The organism is Sphingomonas montanisoli (genome assembly GCF_008274695.1).
GTDB classification, from domain to species: Bacteria; Pseudomonadota; Alphaproteobacteria; order Sphingomonadales; family Sphingomonadaceae; genus Rhizorhabdus; species Rhizorhabdus montanisoli.
In genome coordinates this window covers 292083-309169 of record NZ_VTOU01000003.1, presented here as the reverse complement: position 1 = coordinate 309169, position 17087 = coordinate 292083, and the positions used below count along the sequence as shown (strand labels likewise).

Genomic DNA, 17087 nt, shown 5'->3' with positions numbered 1-17087 from the left:
TCAGCCGCGCAAAGCCTCCAGAAGTGCCGCACCACCGGTTTCGGCATCGGCCTTCGGGCGGTTTCTGACGCTCTGATGGAAGGCCGTTCGCGCCTCCGGCGCGAGCAGATGATCGAGCGCGGCGGCAAGGTCGTCCTTCGCGAAATCCATCCGGCAGATGTCGGGCAGATACTCGCGAAACACGTCGATATCGCTGGTCAGGAGCGGGACGCCATAGTCCATCGCCTCGAGCATGACGAGCGGAACCCCCTCCCAGCGCGACGGCATCAGCAGCACGTCGGCGGCAGCCAGATAGTCGGTGCCCGCATCGCTCCACCCCGGCGCGCGGATATCGAGACCGGGCGTCGCCGCAAGGCTGTCGATCAGCGCCCGATCCGGGCCGTCGCCGACGAAGACGAAAGTCCATTTGCGCAATCCGCCGGATTGCCGACGCATCGCCTCCGCCAGCAGGTCCAGCCCCTTCTGCCGTGCCTCGAGCCGGCCGAGGAACAAGGCAACAGGGCGATCGGCGGGAAGATCCAGTCGGGCGCGGACATCGGCTCTGGTGGGGGCAGGGGGCGGCGTGACCCAATTCTCCACCACGATCGCTGGGTGTCGACCGCCCGCTTGCGCGATTTGTGTGGCCACCGCGTGCGACGGCACCACGAAGCGATCCGGCCGCCGGTAGAGCCGTCGCCGCGCGATATCGCCAAGGCCGTTCCGCCCCATGTCGCGCAGCAGGTGCGCCATCGGAATATAGCCGACGAGGTGCAGGTCGCGCGGAAGGGCGAGCGTCGGCACCACGCAATTCTCGATCCGGCCCTGAAGCAGCAGGACGGCATCGGGCCGCTCGATCGCGACGATGTGCTGGATGGCGCGCACGAAACCCCGCCGGAAGCCGCCCAGATAGGGCGCCGCCGGCCGCTTCGCCCAGCCCCACGGCGCAAGCCGCAATTTGCCGCCGGCAAAGGGTGCCAAGGCTTCGGCGAAACGACGATTGCCTTCGGGAAAGCAAAGCAGGACGTCGTTGAAATCAGGGGCCGCAAGCAGCGCCGGCAAGAGCTTGAGAAACATCAGTTCATGCCCGCCAAAGGCAGGGCTGTCGTGGAGGATCAATAGCCGACGAGCATCGGTCACTCGGCGGAGTCTCGAACCGTTCGTTTCATGCTCCAGGCCTGCGCATTGCCGATGCCGAGCAGCGCGGCGAACAGGCAGCCGATCGCGGGCATCTGAACGCTGAAATCGAGCAGCGCGTGCGTCCCGATCAATATCGCCGAAGCAAAGGCGATCGACGGAATGATCTCGTCGCGATTGCGGCGATAAGCGCCGATCAGGCAGAGCGCGGAAAGCCACGCGACCGCGAAGGTGAGCGCCACGGCCGCGGGCAGGCCGATCTCCAGGGCGAGTTCGAGGTAGGTGTCGTGCGCGAAGCCATAGACTGACGAGTTGGGCAGCGTCATATCGCGGAACATCGGGAAGACGTTGGCGAAGGATCCGTAGCCGTGGCCGCCAAGCGGCGCGGTTTCGATGGCTTTGATCGTGAGCGCGAAGATCGGCAGTCGATCATTGGACTCGGTATGGCCGATCCGCTCGGCCAGCATGTCTCCGCTCACCGCAAAGAGCGCGATGGCGACCAGCACGGCGATTCCGCCGCCGATCATGCGCCCTCGCGCCGTCCTGACCACGCGGCCGATGATGAGCAATGCGGCCATGCCGCATGCCGATGAGAATACACCCATCCGGGAATGGCTCTGAAGCAACGCCATGATCAGGATCGGCACGATCGTGGCTTGTATGGCGACCTCACCACGCAGCAGGCCCAGTGCGCGGGCAAGCTTCGGTACGGAAGGGTCGGCGATACGCCACGCCCGGCGCACTTCCTGAATCAGCAGGGCCGTCGCCGTGATGAGGCCGAGGCCGGCGAAGGTCGCATAGCTGTTACGGTTGACGAAGGTGCCGGTAAGGTCTCCGAGATAGGCTTCGCGCACCCGCCACAGCAGATATTCGTTGCCGGCGACGAAGTTGATCAGCCCGTAGAGCGCATAGGCACCCGATGCGTAACTGAACCAGCGCAGGAACTGAAAGGCGCGATCGCGATCGCGGCCGCCTTGTAGGCCGATCCAGAAGGCGCCCGCAAAGCTGAGCAGACGGATCAGCGAAACCAGGGTCGACTGGGGCGCTATGCTCATCGATCCGGCGAGTGTCTTCTCGCCCAGCGCGTCGGCTGCCAACGACCAGATCGGATGGGCGGGGCCAATGCCGCTATATTGAATCAAAATCCACAATGTGACGCCCGTGAATAGGATCAGCGGGAGCCACAAGACGCGTCGCCACACAATATCGGCGTCGGCCTTCACACTCCGCCGTGCGAGCAGCAGAGTGAGGGCGGCGATGATGATGCCGCCCAGGCTCCACAACCAAGGCGCGTAGCTGCCGAAGGCGAGCGGCATCAACATGATCAGGCCGGCAAAAACCGCCCAAATGCGCTGCATCGTCATTTCCGCAACGCCTTGGCTTCGTCGGGGTGCTGCGCGGCCCAGATGTGATCGCGATAATAGCGCAGGAACAACGGCATCCGCGTCGTGTCGCGCCACAGGACCGCGCTGACATAGGGGGCGGTACCGGTCGTGTAGGCGGCCTTGGCCAATCCGCGGATGTCGGCTTCGGCCGCCAGGCGGATCTGGTCGCTGGTAAGGTCGATCATCGTGCGATCGGTGGTCGGCAGCAGCGCGAGGGCGAGGTTGATGCGGCCGAGCATGAGCCCGGGCTCGTATCGGCTCGTAAGCACCGACATCTGCCACGCTCGCATCGCACCGGGCCGATCGCCCGCTGCGAGGCGCAGGGCAGCAAGCCGGCTCCAATTATAGGTTTGCGCGGGCGCGGCCCGCAGCGACGCACGAACCACGTCTTCTACGTCCACACCGGTGCGGCGCCGTTCAGCAGGTGGCAGCGCGAGCAGTGCGGAAGCGGCGTTGGCGCGATAGCGTGCGGATTCGAACACGCCAGCCGCGATCATATTGCGTTCGGCGGCGCGGGTAAGATCGAAAGGCGGCGGCGGCGCACCGCGACGCAGCCTTTCGAGATCCTCTCCGCTCGGAAATGCGATCAAGGCAGCGATCAGGGACGGAACAGACAATATGGCAAGAAGCGCCGCCATCGCGGCGATGATGGCCAGAAAGACCGCGTTACTCCTGGGTGCCATAATAAGCGCCATAGCGCGAATAATGGTATCCATAGTCGCCGAAGCCATACGTGGCTTGGCGCGCGAAGCTGACGCGGCTCATCACGGATCCGACAAGCGGTGCATCGAGGCGATGAATCTGCTTCAGCACATTCTGGACCACCGGCACAGGCGTGCTGCCCCAGCGGACGACGAGGATCATCTTGTCGACCAGCGATGTCAGGATCTGGCTGTCAGTCATCGGCACGAACGGTGGCGTGTCGATCACAATGAAATCATATTCAGCGCGGATCATCTGCATGAGGCGCTGCATCGTTTCAGACCGCAGCAGATCGGGCGGGTTGATGCTGCCGGTGCCGGCGGTCAGGACATCGAGGTCGGACGACGGATCCTTGCGAATAGCATCGCCTAATGTGATCTGATGGCTCAGAACCTGGACAAGGCCCGGGCCGTTGTCGATGCCGATAGCCGAATGGACACGCGGGTGGCGCATGTCGGCATCGATCAGCAGCGTGCGGGCGCCCGCCTGTGCGGACACGCGCGCCAACCCGGACGACACGAAGGTCTTGCCTTCGGCGGGAACCGACGAAGAGAGCATCACCAACTTGGGCGGATTGTCGACGTCGGACAGCGCCAATGCGCTGCGCAACGTTCGCAGTGATTCTGCAGCCATCGCCTGCGGCCGATCGATCACGATGTCCTCGGCGCGCTCGTAGTCCCCGCTTACGACCGGGAGGAAGGCAAGCGTCGCGCCGCCCCCCATCGCCTCGAGCGCATCCGCGCCCCGGACAGTGTTGTCGAGCTTCTCGAGTACCAGCGCGAAAAGCAGACCCAATATGAAGCCGGTTATCGCCGAGGCAGCGATGGTGAAGTTGACGCGCGGCGCGCTGGGGCTGAGCGGGAGCAGTGCGTTCGCGATGACCCGAGCGTCGGCGCTCTGAACGTCGACCTGCTGGGTCGTTTCCTTGAGCCGGTTGAGGAAGGTTTCATAGACCGACTTGTTGGCGTCCGCTTCGCGCTGCAACTCGCGCAGGCGCACACTGGCTGATCCGCCGCGATTGACCCGCCCTTCGATCGCCGCGAGGCTGCCCGCCAGCGTATTTTCGCGCGCGCGGGATACCGCAACGTCGTTCGCTGTCGAGGCCGCGACCTTGCGCACTTCGTCGAGAATCTTCGCGCGAAGGTCTCGCAGTTCGGCGTTGGCGTTGATGATCTTCGGATGATTCTGGCCGTAGGTCGACTGCAGATTGGCGAGGTTGCGCTGCACCTCGCTTTCCTGCTCGCGCAGGCGCTGGATGAGAGAAGAGCTGAGGATTACACCCGACGTCTCGATCGCGGAACCGTCGCCTCTCGTCAGCGCACGCACCTGTGAGAGCTGCGCTTCCTTGGCGGCGCGTTCGGAGCGTGCGATGATCAGCTGTGAATTGAGTTCGGCAAGCTGCTGGCTGTCGACGGTTGCACCATCGGACGGAGCGGTCAGACCTGTCGTGGCACGATAAGTCTCGGCGGCGCGATCGGATTGCAGCGCTTCACCGCGCAGTTCGGTGACGCGCGATTGAAGATAATCGGATGCGCGCTTGCTCGCGTCGAACTTGGCCTCGATCCCGTCCTGAATGTACAGGTCAGCAAGCTTGTTAACCATCGCCTGCGACTTCTGCGGATCAAGCGTCGTCGCCGAAATACTGATCACGAACGAGCTTTCGCTGGGCACGATAGCAAAGGAGCCGGTCACGGCACCGATGATTCTGGTGCGCAGCTGTGCCGCCTGCCTAGGCGTCAGGCGGGGTTTGGGAGCGGGCTTTGCGCCGAACCAGGTAGAAGGACGAAAGAGCGAGAAGCTGGGTTTGCGAACAGCGGGACTGAACTCAGGATCCTGATCCAGCTTCATCTCATCGGCGAGGCGGCCCATCAGGCGGTTCGATCCGATGATCGCAGCCTGGGTCGCCATTGTCTTATCGTCAGGCGACAAATCGCCGACGACGTCCTGCACCGCGACAACCTGGCTTTTCTGCGCCTGGACCGCGACCGATCCGGTCGCAGTATAGAGACGGTCGGCTTGCAGCACCATCAGCGTGCCCAGCAGCGTAATAACCGCGGTCACCCCAAAGATCTGTATCCAACGACGGCGGAAGAAGCGAATGACCTCCGCAAAATTCTGTTCGATATTCAACGTGGACGACGGCTGACCGAGATATGGGGGGGGCTTGGAGGCCATTTACGCGTACTCGATTGCCATTGGACTTATTCGGATCAGAGCTGGAGCCCGACGCTTAGCGAGACCTTGTTCCTGTTGAACTCGGATCCCGCACCGACCGCAGTCGAGGTCTTCTTGTTCCAGTCGTAACCCACTACCGCATAGAGGTTGCGGTTGAAATCATAGCGCGCTCCGATGGATGCGCCATAATATTTCTCCTCGCGGCGAGGAACAGTAGCACCGCGTGTGCGCACATAGTTGTTCTGTACGTAGCGTGCTGTGGTGCTCAGCTTCAGGCTGCGCAGCAGTTCATGCTCCACGCGGACCGCGTAGGTGCTCGCAACGAAGCCGGAGTAGCCCGGCGCCACGGTTTCCTCGATCCCGCGGTTGACCGTCAGGTTGACCAGGGTCAACTCGGTCACGTTCCAGTCGAGTCCAACATTGAAATTGAGGCGATTGGTGGGCCGATATCGCGCATCGTCATAGGTGCGGCGGACATAACCGGCAGTCGCCGAACCCGTCAGCAGGCGGGACAGTTCGAACTGCACACCTGCCAGGACGCGCCACCCTTCCGAGCTGCGGTTAAAGCCGACATCGTCCAGCTGGAGACGATAATCGACCTTGTCATAGCCGAACGTGACCATTGCGCCGTAGCCCGGCGAGAACATGTAAGCGAGCTTGACGTCCGCGCCATAAGTCGAACGATCGCGATCGTTGTTTGTCGTCACGCCGCCACCGATCTGGCGGGCGTCATAATAGTTCATGTAGGCGTAGTTGAGGCGGATACCGGCCCGCAACCTCGCCAGATCGCGCGTCAACGACACGCCAGCCGACGTGCGCTTATAAAGCGTCGGGCTGACGTTCGTCGTGGTCGCGTTCGGATCGCCGCGATCTTCGTGCAGGTTCGCGAAGCCGGCGCTGACCCCGAAATTCGTCTTTGCTGCGATCTCATAACGGTTGGACGCGTTCACGCGCCAATCGGTACGGTTCTCGGTTTCCCGCTTTGAATAGAAAAGGCGGTCGAGCGAACTCGTGAGCGTGAAGTTGTCACGTCCGAAATCGCCAACCAGTCGCGCCGACGGCGAAAGGCGGAAAATCGTGTCGCTGGTCTTGGTTTCCAGCGCGTAGATGTTGTCGTCGTAAAGGACGGCGCCTTCCAGCTTGGGAAAGAAGGTGAACGAGCCGAAATGCGCGCCAACCGGCTTAAGCGAAGTCGAATCTTCGCCGCGCGGCGCACCAATCGAGGCGGTCTGCGCGGTCACGGGGCCGACGCCTGCATTGACCTGACGCCCCTCGAGCACTGCCGCTTCCGGAGCGGCCGGTTCAGCGATGGGCAACTGCGGAGTGGCCGGTGGCGCATCTACAGCTTGCTGTGCAAAGCCAGGCGAAGCCGCCGCGAGCAGCAGACACGTTGCCGCACTGCGCAAAAGGGTGTTTTTCATGACGCCGAGCCCCTTAACAAAATTCTGAAGACTTCGGGTGGTCGTCAGCCGCCCGTGCCAACCTGGCTCGCCTGCGCAAGTGCTGCCGGCTCTGCCGGAACCGCGAAGGTGGCGCCAGCCTGGTCGGCAGCAGCAGCGGCAGGGTCGGTCGCGCCGGTGGGGCCAGCCTGCGCCAGCGCGGCAGCCACGTCGACCGCGGCGGCCGCCGCTGCGAGTGAAGCGCCATCGCCGATGCCAGGAACCATCGAAGCAACCGAGTTCGCCAGAACCGCAACGTCGATATTCGCGGCGGCAGCGGCAGCGGCGACGAGTGCGGCGGCAGCGGCGGCGCGGGCAGCCGCCGGCATGGCGTTAAGCGCTGCTGCAACAAGCGCCGCGACATTGACGCCGGGAACGCCGGCAGCGGCCGAAACGGCCAGGATCGCGGCACCAGGTGATGCGGCTGTGACCGCGGCGACCAGGGCGCCTGCGCCAGCGGGGTTCGCGGTGACAGCTGCGGTGACGAGTTGGGTTACCTGCGCCGGCGAAGTCGCCGCGGTGACGGCGGTCGCGAGAGCCTGGGCTGCGGACGCTGCCTCGGTCTGGGGCTGGACGGCTTCATTCTGCGCAATGACGGGGTAAGCGCTTGCGCCAAGCAATGCCACGCCGACTAAAACGCCGAACCCTTTTTTCGTCGCCATCATCGCTAATCCCCCTACTCGCACCAACACTACGTTACGGCTTACTAATAACCAATATTTAACTTTTGCACTAGCGCCTATCGTGCAGCGCAGCGTAATTTGTATCGCTGGCGTATCGATGCGTTGCTGGCCGATAAGTCACTGCAAAGGGCACTTTTCCTGAATTCCGTTCCAGAAATGAGACGCCCGTCGATAGTCCGGCAGGATCAATAGGACCCTTTTGCGTTCAGCACGACCACGGCCGTCATCACGATGATTCGCATGTCCGTCAGCAGCGAACGGCTGCGCGTGTAGAGGATATCGCATGCGATCCGGCGGCGGTACGAAACATCGTTGCGGCCGCTGATCTGCCACAGGCCGGTAATGCCGGGCCGGTTCTTGTGATATGTGCTGATATAGCGGCCGTAACGGCTCGCTTCGCTCGCAACGATCGGACGCGGGCCGACGATGCTCATGTCGCCACGCAGAACGTTGAAGAACTGGGGCAGCTCATCGAGGCTCCACTTGCGCAGAAAGCCGCCCAGCGGGATGATGCGGGGGTCGTTCTTGAGCTTGTGATCCTGTTCCCATTCGGCGCGAGCCACGGGATCATTCTCAAGCAGTTCGGCAAGTCGTGCTTCTGCATCGACCACCATCGTGCGGAACTTGAGGCAGCGGAACATCTTGCCGCCGCGGCCGATACGCGGCTGGGCGAACAGGATTTGCTTGCCGTCGCTGCTCTTCACCAGGAGTGCCACGAGGACCAAGAGCGGCATCAGCCAGAGGATGGCCAGCAGGGCCACTGCGATATCGAGCATGCGGATTGCGAAATCGCTGCGAAGTCCGCGGGACATCACGCGCGAGGAGCCCGGCTTGTCCATCGAAGGTCGTGCCCCCGTATTGGCCATACCCATATCGGGCAGGAACTCTTTGTACACAACACGCACTCCCCGAATCGGCTTGTTGCACCGCCGCAAATGTAAAATGCCAGCAACCGTCTTATCTCGCAACCGCGAAAACCTGCGATTCCCAACTATGCAAACGTGTTTAATCTCTCAAAAGCCACGACACACGCCAAGCTGTTGAAGATTTGAGACCAATTTCACGCAAAAGTATTTTAGGAAATTTCCGTCTCATTATTGGGACGCGTCAATTTGGTACATTGGAGCCCTGAGAGGCGCCAATGGCCCGCCGGATCGCGTCCGCACTGCGGGCGACAGCGATGCTGTCGTCGAGGGGCATGATCCGGCTCTCGATATCGCCGCGGAGCATACAGTCGCGAACCTCTTCCGCCTGATGCTGATAGCCGTTGCCGGCATAGCGGACACTTCGCGTTGTCCGTCCCCCACGACCTGGTCGATCTAGCCTTTGGAGCAGTTGGTGGAACAGGCCGGTTTCCCGGAGACGCATTTTTGGGTCGAACTGAGTCGCGTCGTTCATGCGCGGGGGCCGCGTGGCGACGTCGAGGCCGTAAGGGCGGACGATCGGGCCGTGCAGACCGATGCTGCCGTGGGTTCCCATCACATCGAAATCATCGGGCCCCCAGGCGCGAAGGCTGGCCGTGAACGATCCGATGACACCGCCTGGATAGAGCAACTGGACCGCGGCATCCTCGTCCACCCCGGTGGCGCCGATCGTGCCGGTCGCATGCTTCAGCTCGGGCGTGCCGAAGAGCCATTGACCGATCGACAGCGGATAGGCGCCCAGATGTGCGATCGCCCCCCCTCCCAGCATGGGATCGAAGAGGTTGCTATTCGGGGCCGGCACATAAGAGACGCCGAAGCTGCCTGTTGCCATCCGTATCTCGCCGATCGCACCCGACGCGGTCTGATCCTTCAGGCGGCGCGCGGCGGGAAGGAAGCGGGTCCACATAGCCTCCATCGCAAACAGCCCCCGCGAACGGGCGGCTTCGGCGATTCGCGCGGCATCTTCCGCAGCGAAGGCCAGCGGTTTCTCCACCAATACAGGCACGCCCGCTTCGAGAGCCATCAGGGCATGGCGCACATGTTCTGCCGGCGGGGTGGCGATATAGATGGCGTCTACGTCGTGCCCGGCCGCCGCCTCGGCATAGCCTTCAATCGCCCGCGGGACGCCCATGGCTGCTGCGAACAAGCGTGCTTTTTCGATCGAGCGCGACGCCACGAAACTTGCCTCGACGTCACGCGTGGCAGCGAGCCCGGCAACGAACTTCGCGGAAACCGCGCCTGTGCCGAAAATCCCCCAGCGGAAGCGCCCCATCATCCGTCCCTGTGTCCAGTCATCGGCATGGTGAACACCCGATGGGCCGGCGGATCAACGGCGTTGTGCGATCGCATCTTCGTAAAGCGCAGTGGTCTGTGCGGCGATGTCTTCCCAGCTTGGGATCGAATCGCGCAACGCGGCGACCTGGCGACCCGCCTCTGCGCGGCCGGCATCGTCGGCCACCAGTTCGGCGATGGCGGCGGACAAGGCGGCGACGTCGCCGGGTGGCACCAGTCGGCCATGAACGCCGTCATCGAGCATTTCGCGGAACAGGCCGATGTCGGACGCAATGATGGGGCGGCCGACGCCGAGCACCGCCATCAGCACGCCTGACGCATCGATCTCGAAATAAGGGAACATCTGGATGTCGGCGGCGCGCAGCAGATCGCCGACTTCGGCATCGTCGATGAAACGGAACTCGAAATCGACACGGTCGGCGATGCCCAGTTCGGCGGCCAGCGCCTGAAGCGGTTCGACGGGCATGTGCGGCTTGCCCACGATCCGTACCCGCACCCGACCGCGAAGTGCGGGAGGAAGTGCCGCGACCGCGCGGATCATCACGTCGATGCCTTTGTACGGCTTGAGCCGTCCGAACAGCAGCAGCACGACGTCGCCTTCGGCGCGGGGGGGCTGCGGCTTCCCCGACGGTGGCGCCACCTCCTCCAGCATGCCGTGCGCGATCTGGGCGACGCGGCTGGGCTCGACGCCATATTCGAGGATGCGCGCCTTCGCTTTGGCGGTGTGGACGATCACGCGATCGAACTCGCGCATGATGCTCGTTGATCCCAGTTGCTGGACGCGCGAACTGGGATTTTCGTTGAATGGCGCCGAGTCATGCACCGTCAGCACGATCGGCGCGATCCTGCGCAGGCGGTTCAGGAAGCGGCGGTCGACGACCGGTAGCGGCGTCCATTGGAAATGGATTACATCGGGCTTCTCGCGTTCGAGCCGAGCGACCAGGCGGATCATCGAACCGATATGGCTCAGCCCTTTAAGGGTCAAAAACACCTTGTGCGGCAACTTTTCAGCCCAGTCGCCCTCGACCAGCTTGTAGAAATGCGGATCGAGATGCTGGGCCAGTGCGGCGTCCGGCGGGGAGAAGGGCTTGCGCGCCAGCAGGGTGACGTCGTGGCCGTGGCGGATCTGCGCCAGACACAGCGAGATGTCATAGGGCCATGTGAACAGCGACGGATCGAGCATCGCGATCTTCATGAAAGCCCTCCCACCGATGCGTCGGGCGTCCAGGGACGCTCGGCTAATGTCGCGCATCCCCACAGGAATCCGGAGCCCCAGGCAAAATGCATGATAGCGGCGGCGGGCGCGGCCAGCAGGCCGCAGGCCGATCGCTGATCGATCGCGATCCGCACCGCGGTCGTCCCGAGTATCGCAAGGTAGAGCGCGGGTAGCAGCAGGAATATCGGCGTGACGTAGCTGAGCAAAAGCGCCGCCAGTGTTCCGATCACCAGAAACGGGACGGCGAGCTGGCGCGCGCGCAGCGATCCGCGATGCCGACGCACAGTGCGCGATCGACCCTTTCCATAGTTGAAATATTGCCGGGCCAGTTTCCGTGGCGTTGCGCGTGGCGCATAGCGCAGCCGGATCGCGGCATCGAGGAAGATCCGGCTGCCCAGCGCGCGCTGCCGACAATCGAGTTCCGCATCCTCATTGTGGGTGAAGCTGGGATCGTAGCCGCCGGCCGCGCGGAAGCTGTCCATGCGAAACAACGCATGATGGCCATGATCGACATAGCCGCTGACCGCCCCGCCCCGATGGGCAGATCCTCCCGATCCTACCTTGCTGTCGGACACCCAGCCCACCGCGCGCTGGAAGCAGGTGGCACCCACCGAATCCATCGGCACGACGATGGCATCGGCCTCCCCACGATCATATGCATCGACCAGATTTTTGATGAAGCCCACCGGATAGTCGGCATGGGCGTCACAGCGGATCAGCAGATCGCGACCGTCGCCATATCGTTCGACGGCAAGGTTGATCGCCGCTGACTGAAGCTTGCGCGGATTGTGGAGCAGCTGCAGATCGTCGCGCCCTGCCGCGATGCCTTCCACGATCGCCTGAGTCCCGTCGGTGCTGCCGCCATCGGCCACCACGAACAGCATGTTGGCGTCAACACGGGGGGCGGCGGATAGATCGGCGATCACCCGCGCGATATGGCGCGCTTCGTTGAGCGTGGGGATCACCACGAGGAGGGCGTGCTTGTGGGGCATGTCAGGCGATCGCGGCGGAGCGGTGAAATAAACCGCGGGCACGGCGCATCTGGGGATGGAAGCTCGACCGCAGCACTGGACCAGATCTCCCCAAGCGATATCCGATCCTTATGCGGACTTGTTCGCGGGCGCAGCAAAAATTTGCGATTTCTTGGTCATGGCATGGCTTTGCCCGATGCCGACATATATGCCGTCATCCGAAGTCAATCAGCGTGGCGGGCCTATGAATAGCGATATTGCAATGACGGCCGATGCTTCTGCGCATTTCGTCGCAGATCGAGGCGGCGTACCGATCGCCGAGAAGGACGCCAAGGCGAGCCGATTGTTCGTTCACTTCGCGCTGATCTGCATCATCATTCTGCAGCGTTTTGGTGTCTTGCTCGGTAGCGGCGCGATTTTCGCGGCGCTGCCCGGGATGTTTATGCTTCTCGCGTGGCTGGTTTGGACCGGCCGCGCTCGGCTCGATACCGAGATTGCGCTCTATTACCTCGCCTTCATCGCAACGGTCGGGCTGAGCACGATGTTTGCTCTGTCCTTTCCGGACAACCGAGTGTCGCTGAGCGTGGTTTCGTCGGTGGCGGTGCTTATCACTTACAGCCTGCTTCTGATCAAACCGGGCAAGAGGTTCGATCGAACCGTCGTTCTCGACATCTTCATGTTCTACGCGCGGCTCTGCACGGTGCTCGGGATCGTTCAATATCTGGTTCAGTTCGTCGGCCTCAGCGTATTTGCGCTGGGAACGACCTTTCCGTTTCTCAAGCCGATTCTTGTCGAGCAGGTGTTCAATTTCGACCCCTTGACCACTTGGGGTGGCAGCATCCGCCGGGCCACGGGAATCTTTCTGCTCGAGCCGTCGATCCTGTCGCAATTGCTGGTGTTGGCGGCGGCTATCGACTTCTTTCTGTATAGGCGCCTGCTATGGCTGCCGGCTTATGCCGTGGCCTATATGTTCACCTATTCGGGCACGGGAGCGCTTTCGATCCTGCTCGCTCTGCCACCTTTTGCATTGCTGTTCTACCGACAGGCTGGGCGGCTTCTAACATTGGCGATCGTTGGCGTCGGGTTACTTGCCGTTACGGCTGTGCTGGTTCCAGATCAGCTGAATTCCATCACGAACAGGTCGAACGAACTCTCCTCAACCCGCAGCAGCGGTTATGCGCGTTTCGTCGGGCAGTTCGAAGTGCTGGCGACCGTTATCGACGAGCCCCGCGTCCTGATCGGCTATGGCCCCGGCGCGCTCGAACGGGCCACCTTTTTTCGTCGCGGGACTGCGGGGACGGCGCAAAAGCCGATGATCGACTATGGGATCATCGGCTTCCTGGTATTTCTCGCCCTTGTATTGAAGGCGTTTTGGCGATGGGACATGGCGATCCTGCCGCTCGTCGTTCTCATGCAGTTCATGACCGGGGGCGGATATTTCATCTTCTTCCCCCTGATTGCGCAATATGCGCTGCTTCTCATCTGGGCCGCGCCACCGAAACCATTCGAAGGGCGGCCCGCGTCAGCTGGTGCCGAGGCGGCCTAGTCGTGCCCGCGCGAAGTCGCGGCGATGAGCGACTCGACGGTGGTGACGATGTTGGCAACGCTGAAGGCGAATAGCCGCGCGTCCTGGTCCAATCCCGCATAAGCGGTCACCTTGTCGAGCCGCTTTGCCGCCTCTGGCTCGATGCCCTGTGCCTTGGCCAAGGCCGAGACCGCGGTGATCTCCTGACGGATCACGTCGGCCAGGACGACGGCCATAACCGTTTCGCCCACCCAGGTCGCAGCGAAACTCAGTTCGGCCCCCTTCAAACCCGCCGCTTCCAATATGCGGACCATCGGCACCCAGTTCTGCCACCAACTGGGGAAGATGCCCTGTTGTTGCCGAACGAGCTTGAGTCCGATCGGTCGCCGCACGAACAGCCGCTGTATGCTGCGGATCCAGGCCTCGAGTTGACCCTGCCAGGCACCCGTTTCCGGCGGAGCGATGAACTCGGCGAAAACGGCGTCCGTCACCGCGTCCAGCGTTGCTTCCCGGCTTGGGAAATAGGTGTAGAGCGCCATCACCGAGGTGTTCAGCCGCTTTGCAAGCCGGGTGAGGCTGAATGCCGCAAGACCCTCTTCTTCCAGCAGAGTCAGCGCAGTTTCGATGATCTGATTGCGCGAGAGACGGCTTGGTCGACCCGGTGCACGTCGCTTCAAAGGCTGGTTGCTATCTTGTGGTGTCGATGCGGTCACGACCCCTCCTGTTGCATTTTGGCCACGGTAGAAATTCAAAATGACGAATAATGCGTCACAGAATGTTTGACGCTACGATCGGATTCGTTATCGTAAGCCTTACAGAAATAAAGAGGGAGAGAGGGGTTCAGCGCAGCCGCCAGCGATAAGGCGCGCTCTGTGTCCGAAACTCTCCACGCGAAAATGATCGGGCCGATCGCCAGGACGGCTCCAGGGGAGAGGAAGACAATCGCATGACAAACAGGGTTTCTTTGCGCGCGCGCACTTTTGTTCGCGCGGGTTTGCTGGTGGGTTCGGCGCTCGCGACGCAGCCGCTGTTGGCGCAAGACGCCACGGCGTCGGGTGGCGGGATCGAGGAGATCATCGTTACCGCGCAGAAGCGCGAACAGAATCTCCAGAACGTGCCGATCTCGATCACCGCGCTGACCTCGGATTCGATCAAGGCGAACCGTATTCAGGACGTCCGCGATCTCAACGCGATCGCGCCGAACCTGACCGTGCGCTTCTCGTCGGGCGGTGGCCAGATCCCGAACTTCACCCTGCGCGGCCTGCTGACCAGCGGCACCGCAGCCGGCACCGACAAGGGCGTCGCGCTCTATCTCGATGGCGTTTACATCCAGTCGGTCATCGGTTCGGTGTTCGACTTTGCCGATATCGAGCGGATCGAAGTTCTTAAGGGTCCGCAGGGCACGCTGTTTGGCCGCAACGCGACCGGCGGCGCGATCAGCATCACGACCAAGGGGCCCAAGGGAGAGTTCGCGGTCAAGCAGGACCTGACCTACGGCAACTACGATCAGTTCCGCAGCAAGACCCGCGTCGATCTGCCGCAGGTCGGCCCGTTCAGCGCGTCGGTCACCTACCTCCATTCGGAGCGCCGCGGCGACACCCGGAACCTGGGCGCTGGCACCCAGCTCGATTTCCGTCCGTCGGGTAGCACGGTCTATGGTCTGCGCACCTCGCCCAAATATCTGGGCAGCGACAATGTCGAAGCGGTTGCGGCGACCATCAAGGCGGATCTGATCGACGATCTCGATATCACCTACAAGTTCGATTATTCCGAGAACAACTACACCCCGAACGCGCAGGGTGTCAGCTATGTCCAGGCGGGCGGCGTGGTGGCTGGGCTTCGCGCGGCGAGCCCCAATCCGCAGACCCCGATCACGTTGAAGCGTCCCAAGGCCGTCAATAACGCCTTCACCACCCCGTCGCGGCTCTGGTCCTATGGTCATAACCTCACGACGCAATATCAGCTGAACGACGTCGTTACGTTCAAGAACATCGCGTCGTACCGCAAGTCGGCTCTGACCAGCACCTTCCAGCTCGACGGCTCCGGCGGCTTGGTCAACATTCCCGTGGCTGCGCTGCCCGGCGGTCGCGTGCTGACGCTCGCCAACGCGACCAACACGTCCAACAGCTCGTTGAGTGCGGGCGGCACGATCGGTGCGGTTCTCGGTAATGGCATCCCGGCAGGCGTGCCCTTCGTCTTCCTCGCGAACAACACCTATAATCGCGAGCACCAGTGGAGCAACGAGGCCCAGGTCAATATCAACACCGACTGGTTCACGATCACCGCGGGTTATCTGCACTTCTCGAACACGATCATCACTGGTGGTGCGCCCGGCCTCTACAATACGCTGATCACCGCGGCGCTTTATGGCCAGGGCACGTCCTCGCCCCGCACGCCGTTCGTGGTTCCGAGCAATGCTGGCTTCATTCCGAACAACGTGAAGTCGATCTCGGATGCTTTCTTCGTGCAGCCCGAATTCCACATCACCGACCGCCTCGATTTCGTCGCGGGTGCTCGTATCACCAAGGATCGCAAGCGTGGCCGCGAGGTTTCGCCCGATCAGTGGGTCGCCACTGGAAATGCCCCGCCGCCGCGCGCGACGGTCAGCCGTCGGGTCAGCTATCGTGACTCGCAGCAGACCTTCCTGGTTGGCGTGAATTACCGTCCGACCGATAACATCCTGACCTACGCGAAATATGCCGACGGCTACATCTCGGGCGGTCAGCTGGCGACGATCCCGTTCTCGCCGGAGAAGGCTTATTCCTACGAAGCCGGCATCAAGGCCGACCTGTTCGATCGCCGCTTCCGTTCGAATCTCGCGGTCTTCCACGTCGACTATAAGGCGATCCAGTTCACCACCTCGGGTACGCTGACCGGCGTGGCTTCGTCGTTCCTGTTCGGCCAGGCGGTCATTTCGAGCGCCGACGCCAAGGCGAGCGGCTTCGAATGGGAGAATACGTTCGTTCCGACGCGCGGCGTTACGCTGACGGCGAACCTTGGGTATACCGACTTCAAGTTTGACGACGCCACGATCTATGGTGGTCCCGCCGCGGGCGGTGGCATCTGCCGGGGTCCTGGCTGCACCGGCGGCTTCGTGCTCCAGTCGGGCGCGCCCGGCTATCAGGAGTTCCAGCGTCCGAAGTGGACCGCCAACGTCGCGGCCCAGTACGACTCCGAGGAGATGGCGTTCGGCGGCCACCTGACCTTCCGCGTCGATGCGAACTTCAAGTCGAAGAACCTCATGACCTCGGATCTCACCTCGGGCAACGCGCTGAACGAAGCGGAGGATCCTGTCATTCGCCGCACCGCGACGTCGCCCGCGCAGTGGATCGTAAACGGTCGTGCGGGCATCGTCGGCATGGATGTCGGTGGCACCAAGGCCGACCTGAGCGTGTGGGGCAAGAACATCTTCAACAACCGCAATCTGGTCCAATATTCAAACCTCGGCCCGGTCGCTTCGGTCATCTATGAGCGGGCGCCGACCTATGGTGTCGACCTGACGTTCGCCTTTTAACGCAAGCCATCACCTCCATCCGCACCGGCTTTCCGCCGGTGCGGAACGGTTGGGACAGTCTGTCAAAGACTTGTTGATCGCGCTGTTTTTTCAGTTATCGTCGCCTCTCAATAACGAATGAGGGGCCGTGAGCCGTTGGTCGTCCTGT

At 62.5% G+C, this 17087-nt stretch carries 13 protein-coding genes; 2 read left to right on the top strand and 11 right to left on the bottom strand.

Annotated elements, in window-relative coordinates; all coding sequences use genetic code 11:
- The 10 genes from FYJ91_RS12700 to FYJ91_RS12655 form a co-directional block, all read right to left on the bottom strand.
- Nucleotides 1-1116 (bottom strand): glycosyltransferase family 4 protein, encoded by a 1116-nt coding sequence (locus FYJ91_RS12700; RefSeq protein ID WP_149522647.1) that lies wholly within the window; start codon nucleotides 1114-1116, stop codon nucleotides 1-3.
- Complete coding sequence (locus tag FYJ91_RS12695) at nucleotides 1113-2477, bottom strand: O-antigen ligase family protein (RefSeq protein ID WP_149522646.1); 1365 nt, start codon at nucleotides 2475-2477, stop codon at nucleotides 1113-1115. The genes FYJ91_RS12700 and FYJ91_RS12695 overlap by 4 nt, the downstream gene beginning before the upstream one ends.
- Nucleotides 2474-3181 carry a hypothetical protein gene (locus FYJ91_RS12690; RefSeq protein WP_149522645.1) on the bottom strand — a complete coding sequence of 236 codons (708 nt, stop codon included), beginning with the start codon at nucleotides 3179-3181 and terminating at the stop codon, nucleotides 2474-2476. Before FYJ91_RS12690 ends, FYJ91_RS12695 begins: the two co-directional genes overlap by 4 nt.
- On the bottom strand, nucleotides 3165-5375 hold the full coding sequence (locus FYJ91_RS12685; protein WP_149522644.1) for a GumC family protein: 2211 nt from the start codon (nucleotides 5373-5375) through the stop codon (nucleotides 3165-3167). Before FYJ91_RS12685 ends, FYJ91_RS12690 begins: the two co-directional genes overlap by 17 nt.
- A gap of 35 nt (nucleotides 5376-5410) precedes the next feature.
- Entirely contained in the window at nucleotides 5411-6796 is a 1386-nt protein-coding gene (locus FYJ91_RS12680; RefSeq protein WP_149522643.1) for an outer membrane beta-barrel protein, read from the bottom strand.
- A gap of 44 nt (nucleotides 6797-6840) precedes the next feature.
- Complete coding sequence (locus FYJ91_RS12675) at nucleotides 6841-7479, bottom strand: hypothetical protein (RefSeq protein WP_149522642.1); 639 nt, start codon at nucleotides 7477-7479, stop codon at nucleotides 6841-6843.
- Between the two features lie 203 nt (nucleotides 7480-7682).
- Nucleotides 7683-8336: a sugar transferase gene (locus tag FYJ91_RS12670; protein WP_181008489.1), complete on the bottom strand. Its 654-nt coding sequence runs from the start codon at nucleotides 8334-8336 to the stop codon at nucleotides 7683-7685.
- 268 nt (nucleotides 8337-8604) lie between these two features.
- Nucleotides 8605-9693 carry a Gfo/Idh/MocA family oxidoreductase gene (locus FYJ91_RS12665; RefSeq protein WP_246152672.1) on the bottom strand — a complete coding sequence of 363 codons (1089 nt, stop codon included), beginning with the start codon at nucleotides 9691-9693 and terminating at the stop codon, nucleotides 8605-8607.
- Between the two features lie 54 nt (nucleotides 9694-9747).
- A complete protein-coding gene (locus FYJ91_RS12660; protein WP_181008488.1) occupies nucleotides 9748-10908 on the bottom strand; it encodes a glycosyltransferase family 4 protein in 1161 nt (386 codons plus the stop codon).
- Nucleotides 10905-11921: a glycosyltransferase family 2 protein gene (locus tag FYJ91_RS12655; protein ID WP_149522639.1), complete on the bottom strand. Its 1017-nt coding sequence runs from the start codon at nucleotides 11919-11921 to the stop codon at nucleotides 10905-10907. The genes FYJ91_RS12660 and FYJ91_RS12655 overlap by 4 nt, the downstream gene beginning before the upstream one ends.
- A gap of 175 nt (nucleotides 11922-12096) precedes the next feature.
- On the opposite strand from FYJ91_RS12655, the gene FYJ91_RS12650 reads away from it, so the two are divergent.
- Nucleotides 12097-13446: a hypothetical protein gene (locus FYJ91_RS12650; protein WP_149522638.1), complete on the top strand. Its 1350-nt coding sequence runs from the start codon at nucleotides 12097-12099 to the stop codon at nucleotides 13444-13446.
- Here FYJ91_RS12650 and FYJ91_RS12645 read toward each other — a convergent pair.
- Nucleotides 13443-14138, bottom strand: coding sequence for a TetR/AcrR family transcriptional regulator (locus FYJ91_RS12645; protein ID WP_181008487.1), 696 nt, complete (start codon nucleotides 14136-14138; stop codon nucleotides 13443-13445). The genes FYJ91_RS12650 and FYJ91_RS12645 overlap by 4 nt on opposite strands.
- Nucleotides 14139-14371: 233 nt before the next feature.
- Here FYJ91_RS12645 and FYJ91_RS12640 point away from each other — a divergent pair, with 233 nt between their 5' ends.
- Nucleotides 14372-16939 carry a TonB-dependent receptor gene (locus FYJ91_RS12640; RefSeq protein WP_149522636.1) on the top strand — a complete coding sequence of 856 codons (2568 nt, stop codon included), beginning with the start codon at nucleotides 14372-14374 and terminating at the stop codon, nucleotides 16937-16939.
- The last annotated feature ends 148 nt before the right edge of the window (nucleotides 16940-17087 follow it).

Coding starts and splice junctions, on each gene's coding strand:
- FYJ91_RS12670 (WP_181008489.1), bottom strand. CDS start 8,336: ATGGACAAGCCGGGCTCCTCGCGCGTGATGTCCCGCGGACTTCGCAGC.
- FYJ91_RS12675 (WP_149522642.1), bottom strand. CDS start 7,479: ATGATGGCGACGAAAAAAGGGTTCGGCGTTTTAGTCGGCGTGGCATTG.
- FYJ91_RS12665 (WP_246152672.1), bottom strand. CDS start 9,693: ATGGGGCGCTTCCGCTGGGGGATTTTCGGCACAGGCGCGGTTTCCGCG.
- FYJ91_RS12640 (WP_149522636.1), top strand. CDS start 14,372: ATGACAAACAGGGTTTCTTTGCGCGCGCGCACTTTTGTTCGCGCGGGT.
- FYJ91_RS12680 (WP_149522643.1), bottom strand. CDS start 6,796: ATGAAAAACACCCTTTTGCGCAGTGCGGCAACGTGTCTGCTGCTCGCG.
- FYJ91_RS12690 (WP_149522645.1), bottom strand. CDS start 3,181: ATGGCACCCAGGAGTAACGCGGTCTTTCTGGCCATCATCGCCGCGATG.
- FYJ91_RS12685 (WP_149522644.1), bottom strand. CDS start 5,375: ATGGCCTCCAAGCCCCCCCCATATCTCGGTCAGCCGTCGTCCACGTTG.
- FYJ91_RS12660 (WP_181008488.1), bottom strand. CDS start 10,908: ATGAAGATCGCGATGCTCGATCCGTCGCTGTTCACATGGCCCTATGAC.
- FYJ91_RS12695 (WP_149522646.1), bottom strand. CDS start 2,477: ATGACGATGCAGCGCATTTGGGCGGTTTTTGCCGGCCTGATCATGTTG.
- FYJ91_RS12655 (WP_149522639.1), bottom strand. CDS start 11,921: ATGCCCCACAAGCACGCCCTCCTCGTGGTGATCCCCACGCTCAACGAA.
- FYJ91_RS12650 (WP_149522638.1), top strand. CDS start 12,097: ATGCCGACATATATGCCGTCATCCGAAGTCAATCAGCGTGGCGGGCCT.